At 69.7% G+C, this 15,895-nt stretch carries 13 protein-coding genes, 1 tRNA gene and 1 pseudogene; 7 read left to right on the top strand and 8 right to left on the bottom strand.

Annotated elements, in window-relative coordinates:
• Window positions 1-115 precede the first annotated feature (115 nt).
• From AKJ13_RS11030 to AKJ13_RS11020, 3 genes are read left to right on the top strand one after another with little or no spacing between them, the layout of a single operon-like run.
• The gene (locus AKJ13_RS11030; protein WP_050733509.1) at window positions 116-1,999 is read left to right on the top strand and encodes an ABC transporter substrate-binding protein; all 1,884 of its coding nucleotides are present in this window, start codon (window positions 116-118) and stop codon (window positions 1,997-1,999) included.
• Window positions 1,996-3,012 carry an ABC transporter permease gene (locus AKJ13_RS11025; RefSeq protein WP_050733387.1) on the top strand — a complete coding sequence of 339 codons (1,017 nt, stop codon included), beginning with the start codon at window positions 1,996-1,998 and terminating at the stop codon, window positions 3,010-3,012. The genes AKJ13_RS11030 and AKJ13_RS11025 overlap by 4 nt, the downstream gene beginning before the upstream one ends.
• Before the next feature lie 11 nt (window positions 3,013-3,023).
• Window positions 3,024-4,166 carry an ABC transporter permease gene (locus tag AKJ13_RS11020; protein ID WP_050733508.1) on the top strand — a complete coding sequence of 381 codons (1,143 nt, stop codon included), beginning with the start codon at window positions 3,024-3,026 and terminating at the stop codon, window positions 4,164-4,166.
• Between the two features lie 268 nt (window positions 4,167-4,434).
• Here AKJ13_RS11020 and AKJ13_RS30350 read toward each other — a convergent pair whose 3' ends face one another.
• The 4 genes and pseudogenes from AKJ13_RS30350 to AKJ13_RS11000 all read right to left on the bottom strand — a co-directional run bounded on the left by AKJ13_RS30350 (window position 4,435) and on the right by AKJ13_RS11000 (window position 7,646).
• Window positions 4,435-4,725: a type II toxin-antitoxin system RelE/ParE family toxin gene (locus AKJ13_RS30350; protein ID WP_082316920.1), complete on the bottom strand. Its 291-nt coding sequence runs from the start codon at window positions 4,723-4,725 to the stop codon at window positions 4,435-4,437.
• Window positions 4,725-4,895, bottom strand: a pseudogene (locus tag AKJ13_RS11010) (type II toxin-antitoxin system ParD family antitoxin); the annotation flags it as partial. The gene AKJ13_RS30350 and the pseudogene AKJ13_RS11010, both read right to left, overlap by 1 nt.
• Window positions 4,896-5,032: 137 nt before the next feature.
• A complete protein-coding gene (locus AKJ13_RS11005) occupies window positions 5,033-7,249 on the bottom strand; it encodes an HWE histidine kinase domain-containing protein (protein ID WP_082316919.1) in 2,217 nt (738 codons plus the stop codon).
• Window positions 7,250-7,304: 55 nt separating this feature from the next.
• The gene (locus tag AKJ13_RS11000; protein WP_064774615.1) at window positions 7,305-7,646 is read right to left on the bottom strand and encodes a SelT/SelW/SelH family protein; all 342 of its coding nucleotides are present in this window, start codon (window positions 7,644-7,646) and stop codon (window positions 7,305-7,307) included.
• 160 nt (window positions 7,647-7,806) lie between these two features.
• Between AKJ13_RS11000 and AKJ13_RS10995 the strand changes: the two genes are divergently transcribed.
• Window positions 7,807-7,881 (top strand) — tRNA-Val (locus AKJ13_RS10995).
• Window positions 7,882-8,040: 159 nt separating this feature from the next.
• The gene (locus AKJ13_RS10990; RefSeq protein WP_007563612.1) at window positions 8,041-9,573 is read left to right on the top strand and encodes an acyl-CoA carboxylase subunit beta; all 1,533 of its coding nucleotides are present in this window, start codon (window positions 8,041-8,043) and stop codon (window positions 9,571-9,573) included.
• 123 nt (window positions 9,574-9,696) lie between these two features.
• Here the strand turns inward: AKJ13_RS10990 and AKJ13_RS10985 are convergent, their stop codons facing one another.
• Both AKJ13_RS10985 and AKJ13_RS10980 read right to left on the bottom strand, forming a co-directional pair.
• The gene (locus AKJ13_RS10985; protein ID WP_050733505.1) at window positions 9,697-10,158 is read right to left on the bottom strand and encodes a hypothetical protein; all 462 of its coding nucleotides are present in this window, start codon (window positions 10,156-10,158) and stop codon (window positions 9,697-9,699) included.
• A gap of 46 nt (window positions 10,159-10,204) precedes the next feature.
• Complete coding sequence (locus AKJ13_RS10980; RefSeq protein WP_050733384.1) at window positions 10,205-11,119, bottom strand: metallophosphoesterase; 915 nt, start codon at window positions 11,117-11,119, stop codon at window positions 10,205-10,207.
• A 183-nt stretch (window positions 11,120-11,302) separates the two neighbouring features.
• Between AKJ13_RS10980 and hemC the strand changes: the two genes are divergently transcribed.
• The gene (gene hemC, locus AKJ13_RS10975) at window positions 11,303-12,226 is read left to right on the top strand and encodes a hydroxymethylbilane synthase (RefSeq protein WP_050733383.1); all 924 of its coding nucleotides are present in this window, start codon (window positions 11,303-11,305) and stop codon (window positions 12,224-12,226) included.
• 10 nt (window positions 12,227-12,236) lie between these two features.
• On the top strand, window positions 12,237-13,118 hold the full coding sequence (locus AKJ13_RS10970; RefSeq protein ID WP_050733382.1) for a PhzF family phenazine biosynthesis isomerase: 882 nt from the start codon (window positions 12,237-12,239) through the stop codon (window positions 13,116-13,118).
• Between the two features lie 192 nt (window positions 13,119-13,310).
• On the opposite strand, the gene AKJ13_RS10965 is transcribed toward AKJ13_RS10970, so the two are convergent.
• Window positions 13,311-14,381 carry a phytoene/squalene synthase family protein gene (locus AKJ13_RS10965; protein WP_050733381.1) on the bottom strand — a complete coding sequence of 357 codons (1,071 nt, stop codon included), beginning with the start codon at window positions 14,379-14,381 and terminating at the stop codon, window positions 13,311-13,313.
• Complete coding sequence (locus AKJ13_RS10960) at window positions 14,362-15,885, bottom strand: phytoene desaturase (protein ID WP_050733380.1); 1,524 nt, start codon at window positions 15,883-15,885, stop codon at window positions 14,362-14,364. Before AKJ13_RS10960 ends, AKJ13_RS10965 begins: the two co-directional genes overlap by 20 nt.
• Window positions 15,886-15,895 lie beyond the last annotated feature (10 nt).

Below are 15,895 nucleotides of genomic sequence, written 5' to 3'. Positions count from 1 at the left end.
CCTTTCTGGAAAGTCTTGGTCCCTCACCCCAACCCTCTCCCGCACGGAAGAGGGGGTACGTGGCGACCGGCACGAAACGAGGTTCGCCCATGGTGAGGAAGAAGGCCAAAGCGGCATCTCCCGCCGCGCCCTGATCGCCGGCCTCGGCGCTGCCGCGCTGCTCTCCCGCCCGCGCCATGCCCTCGCCGACACGCAGCCCGCGGACGCCCCCGCCCCGCCCGAAAAACCGTTCGTGATCGACCTCGCCGCCCGGGGCCGCCGGACCGGCACCGCCGGCGGGACGATCCGCACGCTGATCGCGAAGGCCCGGGATGTCCGCTACCTCTCGGTCTACGGCTATACGCGGCTGGTCGGCTACGATGCCGATCTGCAGCTGCGGCCCGACCTGCTCGAGCGGGTCGATGTCGAGGGCGGGCGCTTCACCTTCACGCTGCGCCAGGGCCACCGCTGGTCGGACGGGCACCCGTTCACGAGCGAGGATTTCCGCTACTACTGGGAGGACGTCGCCAACGAGAAGGCGCTGAGCCCCGAGGGGCCGCCGGCCTTCTTCCTGGTGGACGGCAAGCCCCCCCAGGTCGAGTTCCTCGACCCGGTGACGATCCGCTACAGCTGGGACCGGCCGAACCCGATGTTCCTGCCGGCGCTGGCCGCGCCGCGCGATCCGCTGATCTACCGGCCGGCGCATTACCTGAAGACCGTCCACGCGCGCTATCTCGGCAAGGAGGCGGCGGACGCCAAGGCCAAGGCGCTGAAGCTGCGCGGCTGGGCGGCCCTGCACAACCGGCTCGACGACAATTACGAGTTGAACAACCCGGATTGCCCGACCCTCCAGGGCTGGGTGCCGCGCACCCGCTCGCCGGCGACGCGGTTCCGGTTCGAGCGCAACCGCAGCTACCACCGGGTCGACACCGCCGGCACGCAGCTGCCCTATGTCGACACGATCGTGATGGATGTCGCCTCGCAGGGCCTGCTGGTCGCCAAGACCAATGCCGGCGAGGCCGACCTGATGTTCCGCGGCCTGTCGATGCCCGACATCCCGAGCCTCAAGGAGGGCGAGAAGGCCCACCCTTACCGCACCAACCTGTGGCCCGTGGCCAGGGGCTCCGAGATCGCGCTCTACCCGAACCTGACCACGCAGGATTCCGGCTGGCGGGCGCTGAACCGTGACGTGCGCTACCGCCACGCCCTGTCGCTCGCCATCGACCGGCGCACGCTCAACAACACGCTGCTCTTCGGCCTGGGCACCGAGGGCAACGACACGATCGTGTCCGACAGCCCGCTCTACGCGCCGGAGCTGCGCACGCTCAATGCCGGCTACGATCCCGCCAAGGCCTCGCATCTGCTGGACGAGATCGGCCTGACCGGCCGCGACGGCTCCGGCATCCGCCTGATGCGGGACGGTCGCGCGATGGAACTGGTGGTCGACAGCGACGGCGAGGCCGAGATGGTGCTCGACGCCCTGCTCCTCATCACCGAGTTCTGGCGCGAGATCGGCATTCGCCTCGTGACCAAGCCGCAGGAGCGGACCAACCTGCACCGCCGCTCGGTGGGTGGCATGACCGTGATGGTGGCCGCGCAAGGCCTCGACCTCGCGGTGCCGACCGCGATCATGCCGCCGACCGAGCTGAGCCCGGCTCAGCCCGAGCACTACGCCTGGCCGCTCTGGAGCGCGAACATCGAGAGCCGGGGCAAGTCGGGCGAGGCCTGCGACATCCCGGAGGTCCAGCGCCTGCTCGACCTCGACCGTCAATGGCGCGACACCGACGATGCGGGGAAACAGGCTGCGATCTGGCGCGAGATGCTGATGAACCATGCGCAGAACACCTGGGTGATCGGCACGGTGGCGGGCGCGCTCCAGCCGGTGGTCGGAGCCGATCGCCTCGTCAACCTGCCCAAGCGCGCCCTGTATTCCTGGGATCCCACGGCGTTGATCGGCGTGCAGCGCCTCGATGAGGTGTTCTGGGACAAGGCCGCCGACACGCGCGCGGAGGTCCGGTGATCGTCCAGATCCTCCGGCGCGTCGTCACCATGGCGCTGACGCTGCTCGTCATCTCAGCCTTGGTGTTCTTCATCATCAAGCTGCCGCCGGGCGACTACCTGACCAACCGGATCATGGAGCTGCGCGCCACCGGCGAGGCGGGCTCGGTGGCGAAAGCCGAGCTGCTCATCCGCCAATACGGCCTCGACCGGCCGATCTGGCAGCAATACCTGATGTGGATCGGCCTGATGCCCGGCCCGGTCGGGTTCTCGGGGCTGCTTCAGGGCGATTGGGGCTGGTCCTTCGAGTACGACAAGCCGGTGGCCGACGTGGTCGGCGACGCCCTGTGGCTGACCCTCCTGATCAACCTCACGGCCGTCGTCTTCGTCCATGTGGTGGCGATCCCGGCGGCGATCTACTCGGCGACCCACCGGCACACGTTCGGGGACGCGGTGGTGACCCTGCTGGGCTATGTCGGCCTTGCCGTGCCCGGCTTTCTGCTGGCGCTGATCCTGCTGTTCTACGCCAATCGCTGGTTCGGCCTGTCGATCGGGGGCCTCTACGATTCGGCGCTGACCAACCAGCCCTGGGACTGGACCAAGATCCGCTCGCTGCTGGCGCATCTCGTGGTGCCGACCCTGGTGATCGGGCTCGGCGGCACCGCCGCGATGATCCGGCGGATGCGGGCCAACCTCCTCGACGAGCTCGCCAAGCCCTACACGGTCACCGCCCGGGCCAAGGGCCTGCCGCCGATGCGGGCACTGCTGAAATACCCGTTCCGGATGTCGTTGAACCCGTTCGTGGCCGATATCGGCAACCTGCTGCCGCACCTTGTCTCGGGTTCGGTGCTGGTCTCGCTCGTGCTCAGCCTGCCGACGGTCGGCCCGCTGCTGCTCGAGGCCCTGCGCAGCCAGGATCAGTTCATGGCCGGGTTCATCCTGATGTTCGTCGCGGGCCTCACGCTGGTCGGCATGCTGATCTCCGACCTGATCCTGGTCTGGCTCGATCCGCGCATCCGCATGGGTGCGCGGTGACGGGACCGACGATGCCAGAGACGACCCGCGGACACTTCGTCGATCCGGCGCCGTTCGAGCCGCAGGCGCTCGGCGAGAACCCCGCTGGCAGCGCCTCGGCGTGGCGGCTCATCGTTCGGAAATTCCTGCGCCACCGGATCGCCGTAGCCTCGGCCCTGATCCTGCTCGCGCTCTACGCCACGGTACCATTCGTCGAGATGCTTGCACCCTACGGGCAGGCGCGGCGCAACGGCGACTTCCTGCACGCACCGCCCCAGGGCGTCCACCTGTTCCACGACGGGCGCTTCATCGGGCCGTTCGTCTACCCCTACCGGGCGCAGCTCGATCTCGACACGTTCCGGCGCGATTACGTGGTCGATGCAGGCAAGCCGCAGCCCCTGCGCTTCCTCTGCCGCGGCGACGGCTATGTCTGGCTCGGCCTGATCCACACCGATCTGCACCTCGTCTGCCCGCCGAAAGACGGCACGCTGTTCCTGCTCGGCACCGACCGGCTCGGGCGCGACCTGTTCTCCCGGATGATCTACGGGGCGCGGGTCTCGCTCACCATCGGCCTGGTCGGCGTGGCGATCTCCTTCGCGCTGGGCATGCTGTTCGGCGGCATCGCCGGCTATTTCGGCGGGATCGTCGATGCCGGCGTCCAGCGCCTGATCGAGGTGGTGCGCTCCCTGCCGGAGTTGCCGCTCTGGCTCGCACTGTCGGCGGCCCTGCCGCCGAACTGGAGCCCGCTACTGGTCTTTCTGGGGATCACCGTGATTCTCGGCCTGCTCGACTGGCCGGGCCTCGCCCGGGCGGTGCGCGGCAAGCTGCTGGCGCTGCGGGAGGAGGATTTCGTGCAGGCGGCCGAGCTGATGGGCGCCTCGCCGGCCCGGGTGATCGGCCGCCACCTGATCCCGAACTTCATGAGCCACCTGATCGCCTCGGCGACGCTGTCGATCCCGACCATGATCCTGGGCGAGACCGCCCTCTCCTTCCTGGGCCTGGGCCTACGCCCGCCGGTGACGAGCTGGGGCGTGCTGCTCAACGAGGCGCAGAACCTGGCGGCGGTGCAGCTCTACCCGTGGCTGCTGGTGCCGGTCCTGCCGGTCCTGGTGACGGTGCTTGCCTTCAACTTCATGGGCGACGGCCTGCGGGACGCGGCGGATCCGTATAACTGAGGGTGTGTCGGTTCGGGGAGGGCACCCCGATCCTGCCCGCAACCTGAGACTCGCTTCACCCAGACCTTAAAGGTTGTGCGTTTTCCCATTCGTCGAGGACGAAGCGCGACCCGCCTTCCCTCCCCTGCGGGAGACGGAACCCGTGCCTCGTTCCGACACGCAAGCCCGTCTGTCGATCGATAGACTGACAGCCTGTCAGGATGAGGTCGAGAACAGGACAGCCGGTCGAACAGATTTGAAACCCGGCAATGTATGGATGTGGCTCGGCCTATGGGTGCGGGCCCACATCCATACGCTGATGCGGGATGCGCATGATCTCGATCACACCGGCCCTGCCGTGCCGGTAGAAGACGCGATGGGAGCCGACTGCGAGCGCGAAATAGCCCGGCTGAACATGTTCGACGCTGCGTCCCTTCAGTGCACCGCGCTCCAGACTATCGAAGCTTTCGGCCAACGAACGCACATATCGATCAGCTTGGTCCTCGTCCCAGCGTTTGGCGGAATAGGCCCAGATGCTGGAGAGATCACGACGCGCGGCGGCTGAAGGGCGGATGGGCACTACGGCTCGGTAGGCCGGCGCATTATGGCAAGGAACGAATCCCTATCGAACTCTTCCAAATCACCGTTGGCTTCGCGTTCGGCCAGGGCAGACCGCAGGGCTTCGAGCTTGGCTTCGCGCTCTTCCAGCAGGTGAAGGCCCGCCCGCACCACGTCGCTCGCCGAGCCGTAAATAGCGACCGAGCCCGGCAAAAGTGAATCGCGACGTCAACGAGCAGCGGGACTCGCGGAGCGCCCGCCGATTTGATCGGCACTGATCGCTGGCACGTCGATCCCTGAATGCCTCTCGGGCTGCAGCGAGGCGCCTCCTACCCGGCCAGCGGCAGCGGCGCGATCCGGGCCGGTGCCGCGGCGCTCTTGCGCTCCAGCAGGCCCGGCGGCGGGACGGGCGCGTCGATCGTGCAGATCACGCCGGTCTCCTCGTAGGTCAGCGTCACCTCGCCGGCCAGCTCGCGGGCCAGGCTGCGCTCGATCAGGCGTGAGCCGAAGCCGGTGCGGGTCGGCTTCTTGACCGGCGGGCCGCCGCGCTCGGCCCAGCGCAGGTACAGGCGGATCTCGGCTTCGCGCCGCACCGTCCAGGAGATCTCCACAGTCCCGCCCTCGATCGACAGGGCGCCGTACTTCACCGCGTTGGTGCCGAGCTCGTGCAGCGCCATGGCGATCGACAAAGCGAGCCGCGGCGGCAGCCGCAAGGCCGGGCCGACGACCGAGAAGCGCGACTCGTGGCCGTCGCCGGATTCGAGCGGCCGGATCGCGTCCGCCACCACGGCCGACAGCTCCGCACCCTCCCAGCTCTCGCGGGTGAGCACGTCGTGGACCCGGGCGAGCGCCAGGAGCCGCGCCTCGAACGCCGCCCGGGCGGCGTCGGCCTCCGGGCCTTCGAGGTTGCGCAGGGACTGGCCGGCGATCGACTGGACCGTGGCGAGGGTGTTCTTCACCCGGTGGTTCAGCTCGTGGATCAGGAGCAGCAGGTGCTCCTCGGCGAACTTCGCGTCGGTGATGTCGATATTGCAGCCGGTATAGCCGAGGAAGTTCTGGTCGTCGTCGAGGCGCGGCACGCCCTCGCAACGGAGCCAGCGCACGGCCCCGCCCCGGTCGATCACTCGAACCTCGGTGCGGAACGGCGCCCGCGCCTCGAACGCCTCGGCGAAGGCCGCGCGGAAGCTCTCGAGGTCGTCCGCATGGACGATCCGCTCCCAGCCCTCGTTGGTGAGATCGGCCGCCGGGATCCCGAACATGTGCTCGAAATGGAGGTTGGCGAAGCTGACGCCGCCGCTCTCGTCGGTCATCCAGATCAGTGCCGGCGCGGAATCGGCCATGTGCCGGAACCGGGCCTCGCTCTCGCTGAGCGCCGTGAGGCCGCGGCGGGTGTCGGCGAGTGCCCGGTCGCGCTCCGCCTCGCGGGTGCGCAGCCGCAGCGACGCGTCCGACAGAACCGCCCCGAGCCGCTGGATCTCGTGGACCGGCGACGGCACCCGGGGGATCGCCTCGCCCCGCGAGAGGGCCGGCCCGGAGGCCGCCAGCAGCCGCAGCGGGCGCGAAACCCGGGACCAGAGGTTCACTGCCAGCACCGACGAGGTGGCGAGCACCAGCAGGCCGAAACCCGCGAAGGCCCAGACCCACCGGCGCACCCGGGCATCCACCAGAGCCTGCGGGATGCTGGTGGCGACCATCCAGCCGGTCAGCCGCGAGCGCGCCTCGATCACCACGACGGGCTTGTGCTGGCGGTCCTGCCCCTCCCAGACCCCCGGCGTCGCCGTCTGGACCTGGCGCAGGCTCGCGAGGCGGGGTTTTCCGACTACGGAATCCGGGTCCGGCAGGCGGGCGAGGACGATCCCGGTCCGGTCCGAGATGCCGGTGGTCCAGCCGGGCACCACCTCCCGGGACAGGATGCCCTGGAGCCGCGATAGCGGCACGGTGAAGCTCAGGATGTAGGCGACCTCGCCCTCGACCATCACGGGCACGCCGACCGCATAGGTCGCCTCGGCCGGGGTCGGGCCCGGGATGTAGCCGCTGACCATGGCGCGCTGGGCGCCCTTGGACAGGTCGGTGTCGAACGGCAGCGGCATCATCGGCATCGGCGCGCCGCGGGGCACGCCGGTATTGACCACCTCCTGCCCGTTCGGCCGCCGCAGCAGCACGTCGAGGTCGATCGACTCGCGCACCAGGCGGGCCTGCGCGTCGAACGCCTCGAAATCGCCCTGGCGGATCCGCGGCGAGGTTGCCAGCGTCTGCAGCACCGAGACCAGGCCGGCAGTATCGCGGTCCAGCGACAGGCCGATGCCACGGACATTCTCGCGGGCATCCTGCTCGAAGCGGGCGCGCTCGGCCGAGGCGTAACGCATCAGCAGGATGCCGGTGAACAGCAGGCCCGGCCCGATCAGGGCGATCACCAGGGCGATCAGGTAGACCTGGGTCGAGAAGCCGTTGCGGCCGAACCGGTAGAGCCGGCGTGCCAGCCATGATCGGCGCGCGGGTTGGATCGCCGGGACGTTCACACCCTCGGCCTCCTGCTCCGGGCTCAAGCGGCGCCCGTCCCCGGCACGCGGTGCCCCGCGGGCTCCTCGCCGTTCCCTCGCTTCATAACCGGTCGATATGGCCGAGATCGCGCTCCGGGTCGAGGTGGTCGCGCACCCGCTGCTTGAGGGCCTTCACATCCGGAAACCCGCCGTCGCGGACCCGCTCCCACAGCAGCACGCCCGCGATCTCGATGCGGAAGGCGCCGCCGGTGGCGGGCACGAGAGCGACTTCGCCGAGGTCGTCGCGGAAGGTCGAGAGCAGCTCCTGCGCCATCCAGGCGGAGCGCAGCAGCCAGTTGCACTGGGTGCAGTAGGTGATCGCAACGCGCGGCCGTGCCGTGCGCGCCGCGCCCTCCCCCGTCACGTCGCTGTCGGGCCGCACGGCCGCGTGCTCCTCGTGCATGAGGCCACAGCGCATTGCGGCGCGGTTCTTGTCAACCTCGCAAGCAGTGCTTGACGTTTCGGGTCGGCACGCCCTAGAAGGCCCGGCATCCGGTCGCCGCCTGCTCCAGGCGTCGCCGACCGCGTTGGTTCCGCCCCCGGGTCTCGACCCTTGGCGGCACGGACGGTTAGCACAGCGGTAGTGCGTTCCCTTCACACGGGAAAGGTCGCAGGTTCGATCCCTGCACCGTCCACCATTCTCCTCGCTCCCCCCGAAGGTCCGACGCGCGAGACATTTGCGTCGGTTTGCCACCTGAAACGCCCGTGCTAAGGCCGGGTGATCGGTGAACGCACAAGCTTCGACCCGGCATCAACCGGGCTAGGGCGGCACGAGCAGGGTAAGGGTGGGAACAGCCATGAAGGACATCCTCGACAAGCTCGCGGAGCGACGGGCCCAGGCGCGCCTGGGCGGCGGCGAGAAGCGCGTCGAGGCCCAGCACAAGCGCGGCAAGCTCACGGCGCGCGAGCGGATCGAACTCCTCCTCGACCACGGGTCGTTCGAGGAATTCGACATGTTCGTGCAGCACCGCTCCACCGATTTCGGCATGGAGAAGCAGAAGATCCCCGGCGACGGGGTGGTCACCGGTTGGGGCACGATCAACGGCCGCACGGTCTTCCTGTTCTCGAAGGACTTCACGGTGTTCGGCGGCTCCCTGTCGGAGGCCCACGCCCAGAAGATCGTGAAGGTCCAGGACATGGCGCTGAAGATGCGCGCCCCGATCATCGGCATCTTCGATGCCGGCGGCGCGCGCATCCAGGAGGGCGTCGCGGCGCTGGGCGGCTACGGCGAGGTCTTTCGCCGGAACGTGATGGCCTCGGGCGTGATCCCGCAGATCTCGGTGATCATGGGCCCCTGCGCGGGCGGCGACGTCTACTCGCCGGCCATGACCGACTTCATCTTCATGGTCCGCGACACGAGCTACATGTTCGTGACCGGGCCGGACGTAGTGAAGACCGTGACCAACGAGGTCGTGACCGCGGAGGAGCTCGGCGGCGCCAAGGTCCACACCACCAAGTCCTCCATCGCCGACGGCTCGTTCGAGAACGACGTCGAGGCGATCCTGCAGATCCGTCGCCTGCTCGACTTCCTGCCGGCCAACAACATCGAGGGCGTGCCCGAGATCGAGAGCTTCGACGATGTCGACCGGCTCGACATGTCGCTCGACACCCTGATTCCCGACAATCCGAACAAGCCCTACGACATGGGCGAGCTGATCCGCCGGGTGGTCGACGAGGGCGATTTCTTCGAGATTCAGGCGGCCTATGCCCGCAACATCATGACCGGGTTCGGCCGGATCGAGGGCCGCACCGTCGGGTTCGTCGCCAACCAGCCGATGGTGCTGGCCGGCGTCCTTGATTCGGACGCCTCCCGGAAGGCCGCCCGGTTCGTGCGCTTCTGCGACGCCTTCGCGATCCCGATCGTCACCTTCGTCGACGTGCCGGGCTTCCTGCCGGGCACCGCACAGGAGTATGGCGGCCTCATCAAGCACGGCGCGAAGCTGCTCTTCGCCTATTCGCAGGCGACGGTGCCGCTGGTGACGATCATCACCCGCAAGGCCTTCGGCGGCGCCTACGACGTGATGGCGTCGAAGCATGTCGGCGCCGACCTCAACTACGCCTGGCCCACCGCGCAAATCGCCGTGATGGGCGCCAAGGGCGCGGTGGAGATCATCTTCCGCAGCGAGCTCGGCGACCCGGAGAAGATCGCGGCGCGGACCGGCGAGTACGAGGACCGGTTCCTGTCCCCCTTCGTGGCGGCCGAGCGTGGCTACATCGACGAGGTGATCATGCCGCATTCGACCCGCCGCCGGATCGCCCGAGCGCTCGGCATGCTCCGCACCAAGGAGATGGAGCAGCCCTGGAAGAAGCACGACAACATCCCGCTCTGAGGCGGAGATACGGGCGGACCTCAACGGGTCCGCGCATCTCCAGACCAAGCGCGCGCCCCCTCCCGTGCCGGACAGGGCGCGCATCGCGTCTGATCCAGCCTTGTGGACGACCTGTCGCGCCCCTCAGCTCCGGTCGCTGCGCTCGATGACGGCGCAGAGGGTCAGCGGCCCCTTGTCGGGCGAGACCATCGCCGAGCAGGTGATCCGGGCGCCGCCGAGATCGACGTTGCTGTGCCGCAGCCGGACTGCCGCGGCCTGGGCCTTGCGCGCCGCCTCCGTAATGGTCGCCGCATCGATGCCGGTCACGGCGTGCCCGGCCCGGCCGAAGGTCTCGTAGTAGACGTCCGGCGGGCTGACGCCGCGATACTGGGCCCCCACCGAGGACAGGTCCGGCGCGCCGCAGGCCAGGCTCAGGGTCATGTCGGGACCGGCGGTGAAGTTCGCGTAATCGCTGCGCCGCTCGGTCGCCTTGGCGGCCGTCTCCGCGGTGACCTTGTCGATCAACGTGTCGCAGGATTGCGCCCAGGCGGAATGTGATCCGGCGCTGAGGACGGCCAGGGTGACGATGGGGAGGAGTGCACGCATCCCGGCGAGGTAGCGCCGGGCGGCACGAAAACGAGCGGCGCGGCGATCAGGCGCGGGGCGGCTCGGAGGCAGTGCCAAGTTCCAGAAGAACGATTTCCGGCGGCACTCCGAAGCGAACCGGGATCCGGCTCATGCCGAAGCCGCCGGACACGATCAGGTGGCGCCCGTCCTGGATGACGTGGCCGTAGGCGTAATCGTGGCCACGCACCCGCCGGATCGCGGGCGAGTGCCCGAACAGCCGGACCTGCCCGCCATGGGTATGGCCGGCAAGCGTCAGGGAGACCCGGTCGGGAACGTCGGCGAAGATGTCGGGCTCGTGGGCCATGAGGATCACCGGCGCCTCGTCGGTGATGGTGCCGAGGGTCGCGGGCAGGTCGTCGAGCCCCTGATCCCAACTGTTGAAGTAGGGCTGCTGGTCGGCGAGGCCGGCGAGCCAGAACGGGCGCCCGTCCTTCACGAGCCGCACGGCCTCGTTCTCCATCACCGGGATGCCCCGGCCCTCAAGCAGGTGCTTGACCGCCGGCGAGCCGCGCCGGGAGCGCTGGACGACGTGGTCGTCCCACCAATCGTGGTTGCCCAGGATCGCGTGGGTGCCGAGCGGCGCCTTCAGCCCCTCGACCATCCGGGCGAATTGCTCGAGGGGCAGCTTGCGCCAGGCGATCTTGCCGGCCGGGTAATCGCCGAGCATCAGAACGAGGTCGGGCTTCAAGGCGTTGGTGGCATCGATGATCTCGGCCACCCGGTCGAACGGCATGTACGGCTCGCAGATGTGGAAATCGGCGAGCACGGCCACGCGCAGCCGGAGCGCCGGGTCCCAGCGCGGCAGGGCCGGCGCGTAATTCGTGACCACCAGCCGGTGCAGCGGCTCGACATCGACGGCATAGACCCCCGTCGCCGCCACGAGGCCGGCGCCGGCCCCGAGTCCGGTGAGGAACTGCCGTCGGCTCGGCACGATCAGCATGGGGCGTCCAGAAGCTCTCGAAGTGACCTGTACGCCGCTAAGCGCGCAGTCCGGCGAAACCGGGGCGGCACCAGCCTGACACGCGGACGCTTCAGCGAGTCTGAATCCCGCACCCGGCGATGGCCTGCGGCCGCGGGCGGGCTATAACGCGCGGACAACGTCGCAAGAAACGTCCGGACTCCCATGTTGAACCGCCCCCTGCGCATCGGCACCCGCGGCAGCCCGATGGCGCTCGCACAGACAGGGATGGTGCGCGACAAAATCGTGGCGGCCAATCCGGGGCTCGAGACCGAGCTGGTGGTGGTGACCACGGTGGCCGACAAGATCCTCGACCGCCCGCTCTCGGAGATCGGCGGCAAGGGCCTGTTCACCAAGGAACTCGAGCAGGCGCTGTTTTCCGACGAGGTCGATGTCGCGGTCCATTCCATGAAGGATGTGGAGACCTGGCTGCCGGAGGGCTTGGCCATCGCCTGCATCCTGGAGCGCGACGACCCGCGCGACGCCTTCCTGTCGCCGCACGCGGACGGGCTCGCGGGCCTGCCGGAGGGCGCCAGGGTCGGGACTTCGTCGCTCCGGCGCGGGGCGCAGGTCCTGATGCACCGGCCGGACCTGAAGGTCGTGCCCCTGCGCGGCAACGCCAACACGCGGATGCGCAAGCTCGAATCTGGCGAATGCGACGCCACCCTGCTGGCGCTCGCCGGGCTGCAGCGCCTCGGCCTGCAGGACATGGCCCGCAGCATCCTGTCGGTTGACGAGATGCTGCCCGCTGTGGCGCAGGGCGCGCTCGGGATCGAGTGCCGGGCCGACGACGGGGCGATCCGCGACCTGCTGGCGCCGATCGCCTGCGCCCGCACCACCCTTGCGATCGCGGCGGAACGCGCGCTGCTCGCCGAACTCGACGGCTCCTGTCGGACGCCGATTGCCGCCCTGGCGCAGATCGACGGCGACCAGCTCAAGCTCGACGGGCTGCTGTTCCTGCCCGACGGCAGCCGGCACTGGGCCGTCTCCCGGCAGGGCCCGGCCGCGGAGGCCGAGCGCATCGGCCGCGAGGCCGGCGCCGTGCTGAAGGAGGCGGCCGGAGAGACCTACACGCGTCATCTGCAGTGAGGAGCGGCTGATGCCGGCGGTGACCCTGGTCGACGTGTTCACGCATGACGGACGGGGCGGGAATCCCTGCCCGGTGGTCGCGGATGCGCGGGATCTCGATGCCGACGCCATGCGGGCGATGGCCGGGCGCTACGGCCACGAATCCGGCTTCGCGCTCCCGGCGGAGGATGCCGCGCACGATCTGCGCTTGCGCTTCTTCGTACCGAACCACGAAATGGAGATGTGTGCGCACGCGACGATCGGCGCGCTCTGGGTACTGGCCCGGGAGGGCCGGTTATCGGGCGAGACCGTGCGGATCGCCACCGGCAGCGGCTCGGTTACCGGCTTCGTCGCGCCGCGCGCGGACGGCCAATGGACGGTGGAGATTACCCAGCCGGCGGGGCGGGTGACCCCGCTCGCGCCCGAGCCGGAAGCGGCGGTGCTGGCGGCGTTTGGCCTGAACCGGAACGCCCTCGCCGACCGGCAGATCCACAACGCCGTGACATCCCGGGTGAAGACCCTGGTGCCGATGCGCGATCAAACCGCGCTGAACGCCCTGGCACCGGACCAAGCCGCGGTGGAGGCCGCGTGCACGCGGATCGGATCCACCGGCCTCTACCCCTACGCAGTGCTCGACCGCGATGCCCGAACGTTCGAGGCGCGACAATTCCCTCGTTCCTCCGGCTACCCCGAGGATGCCGCAACCGGCATCGCGGCGGCCGCCCTGGCTTTCGGGCTACTGCAGGATGGGTTGATTGCACCGGACGACCGGCCGATCCGGATCTTTCAGGGCCGGGCCATGGGCCGCCTGTCCGAGATCCGGGTACGCCTGGGCTTCGCGGACGGCCGCGCTATCGGGTGCCTGCTCGCCGGCGACGTGGCGCTTGCTGAGGTGCACCAGGCCCAGGCCTGAATGCGTGGGCCAATCGCGACTGTCCCGTTATCGCGACGAGAAGCAAGATCACTCCCGATCGGCACCCCGCGCGCGATCCCGGCGGGTACTGCAGCGGACGGCGATGAGCTGCCAGAAGCCGATCCCGAAGGCCAGGGCGAAGACCAGCCCGATATCGAAGGCGGCGAACAGGCCGTCGCTTACGCACCAACCTCACGACGGCGCCGAGCGGCCGTAGGCCTCGCGCTCGCGCATGCGCTCGATCAAGTCGAGCACGTGCACCACCCGGCCGCCCACGTCCCACCAGGGCCGGAGCGCCGCCCGCCTGCGATCAGGAACCGGCGGATGCGCCATCACCGCGTCGATCAGGAACGCGACTTCCGGCAGGGGCGGTGCCGCGAGGCCCGGCGTCGCAGCACCGGAGCGCAGAGCGCGAGCAATCAGGGCGAGCTTGCGGGTGGTCCGGACCCGGGCGCGGGTCGAGACGGAATCGTGGTCCTGCCGGGCCACGAGCCGGCCGATCTCGGCATAGATCAGCGCCGCCGCGCGGATCGCCGGACGGCAGGGCGCCGGCAGCGCCGCGATGCCCGCTTCCGCTTGCCGGTAGAGCTCATCCGCCTCGGCGAGCAGCCGGGCGATGACGCCGGCCAGCGCCGGGCTCGGCCGTGGATGGGCGAGGAACGCGTCGGGGTCGAGCCCGGCCGCGACCATCCAGTCGAGGGGCAGGTAGAGCCGGCCCATCCTTGCATCCTCGCCGACATCGCGGGCGATGTTGGTGAGCTGCATGGCGGCGCCGAGATCGCAGGCACGAGCGAGCGCATCCGGCGCGCGCGCGCCCATGATCAGCGCCATCATGGCTCCGACCGAGCCCGCGACCCGGGCGGCGTAGCCGTGCAGCGCGGCCAGGTCCGGGTAGCGCCGTCCCTCCGCGTCCCACGCGAACCCCTCGATCAGGGCGTAGGGCAGCGCTTCGGGGATCGCGTATTCACCGACGATCTCCGAGAAGGCCCGGTCGGCCGGCGTATCCGCGGGTGCGCCCGCATAGGCCAGCGCGACCCGGCGGCCGAGACGCGCGACCGCGTCGCGTCGGTCGGACGCGTTGGGCGCCTCGTCGACGAGATCGTCGGAGAGGCGGCAGAAGGCGTAGAGCCCGTAGGCCGCCTCGCGCACCTCGCCGGGCAGCAGCCTCCCGGCGGCGAAGAAGCTCTTCGAGCCGGCGCGGATCGCAATCCGACAGGCGGTGCGATCTGCGGCTCTGGCGAATTCAGGCGGAAACGCGGGCATCCGGAACCACCAGATCGAGGATTCGGGCGGAGGAGAGCACGCCGGGCAGACCGGCCCCGGGATGCGTGCCGGCCCCGACGAGGTACAGGTTGCGCACGTCGCTCGACCGGTTGTGCGGCCGGAACCACGCTGATTGGGTCAGCACCGGTTCAAGGCCGAAGCCCGACCCGCGATAGCTCTGAAAATCGTCCTGGAATTCCTGGGGCGTCGTCACCTTCGAGGTGACGATGGCGTCCGACAGACCGGGTAGGACGCTCGATTCGAGCATCTCGGCGATCCGGCGCCGGTACGGCTCGGCGAGCGTCCGCCAATCCTGGCCACCGGCCAAGTTCGGCACCGGTGCCAACACATAGAAGGCGTCGCAGCCGGGCGGCGCCAAGCTCGGATCCGTGGCGGTCGGCCGGTGCAGGTAGAGGCTCGCATCCTCGGCCAGGACCTTGCGGTCGAAGATGTCGGCGAGCAGCCCACGATAGCGCGGCCCGAGCAGGATCATGTGGTGGGCGACATCCGGGTAGCGCCGCTTGGTGCCGAAATACCAGACGAACAGGCCCATCGAGGACCGCGCCCGCCGCAGTCGCCCGGGGCTCCAGCGCCGGGGTTCCGGCACCAGCCGCGCATGGGTCACCGCCGAATCGGCGTTCGAGACCACGAGGTCGGCCGCGATCGTCTCGCCGCCCGCGAGTTCGACCCCGGTCGCGGTCCCGTCCTCGACCCGGATGCGGGCGACGTCGACGCCGAGCCGGACCCGCCCGTTCTGGCTGCGGATCAGCCGGACCAGCCCGTCGACCAGTTTCCCGGTCCCGCCCATGGCGAAATGGACACCCCAGCGCCGCTCGAGGTCCGCGATCAGGCAGTAGATCGCGCTCGCTCGGAACGGGTTGCCGCCGATTAAGAGCGGGTGGAAGCTGAACACGGTGCGCAGCCGCTCGTCACGGATGAAGCGCGCCACCACGGCATGGACCGAGCGGTGGCCTGACAGGCGCAGCAGGTCCGGGGCGATCCTCAGCATTGAGCCGACGCTGCCGAACGGGACGTGGCCGAGCTGCTCGAAGCCGATCCGGCAGACCGCGCGGCTATGCGCCATAAACCGGTCGTAGCCGGCGACGTCGTCGGGGGCGAAGCGCGCCACCTCGGCCCGCATCCGCTCGGGATCGCCGCTGTACTCGAAGGACTCACCGTTGGCGAAGCGGATCCGGTAGAATGGATCGATCGGCACCAGCGTGACGTCGTCGGACATACGGCGGCTGGCGAGCTGCCACAGCTCCTCGAAGAGCTGCGGCGCCGTGACGATGGTCGGCCCGGCGTCAAAGGTGAAGCCGTCCTGCCGGTGTACCCGGGCCCGGCCGCCGGGCTGCTCGAGGCGTTCCAGCACGGTGACCCGGTAGCCCCGGGCCCCGAGCCGCACAGCGGCGGCGAGCCCGCCGAAGCCGGAGCCGACGACCACCGCGTGCGGCCGCCGATCCATCTCCTGCCGTTCCGGCTGTTTGACCGCCAGTGTCAACATAAGTTGACAC

The sequence above is a fragment of the Methylobacterium sp. ARG-1 genome (genome assembly GCF_001262595.1).
Classification (GTDB): Bacteria; Pseudomonadota; Alphaproteobacteria; order Rhizobiales; family Beijerinckiaceae; genus Methylobacterium; species Methylobacterium brachiatum.
This window is presented reverse-complemented; position numbering and strand designations above follow the sequence as displayed.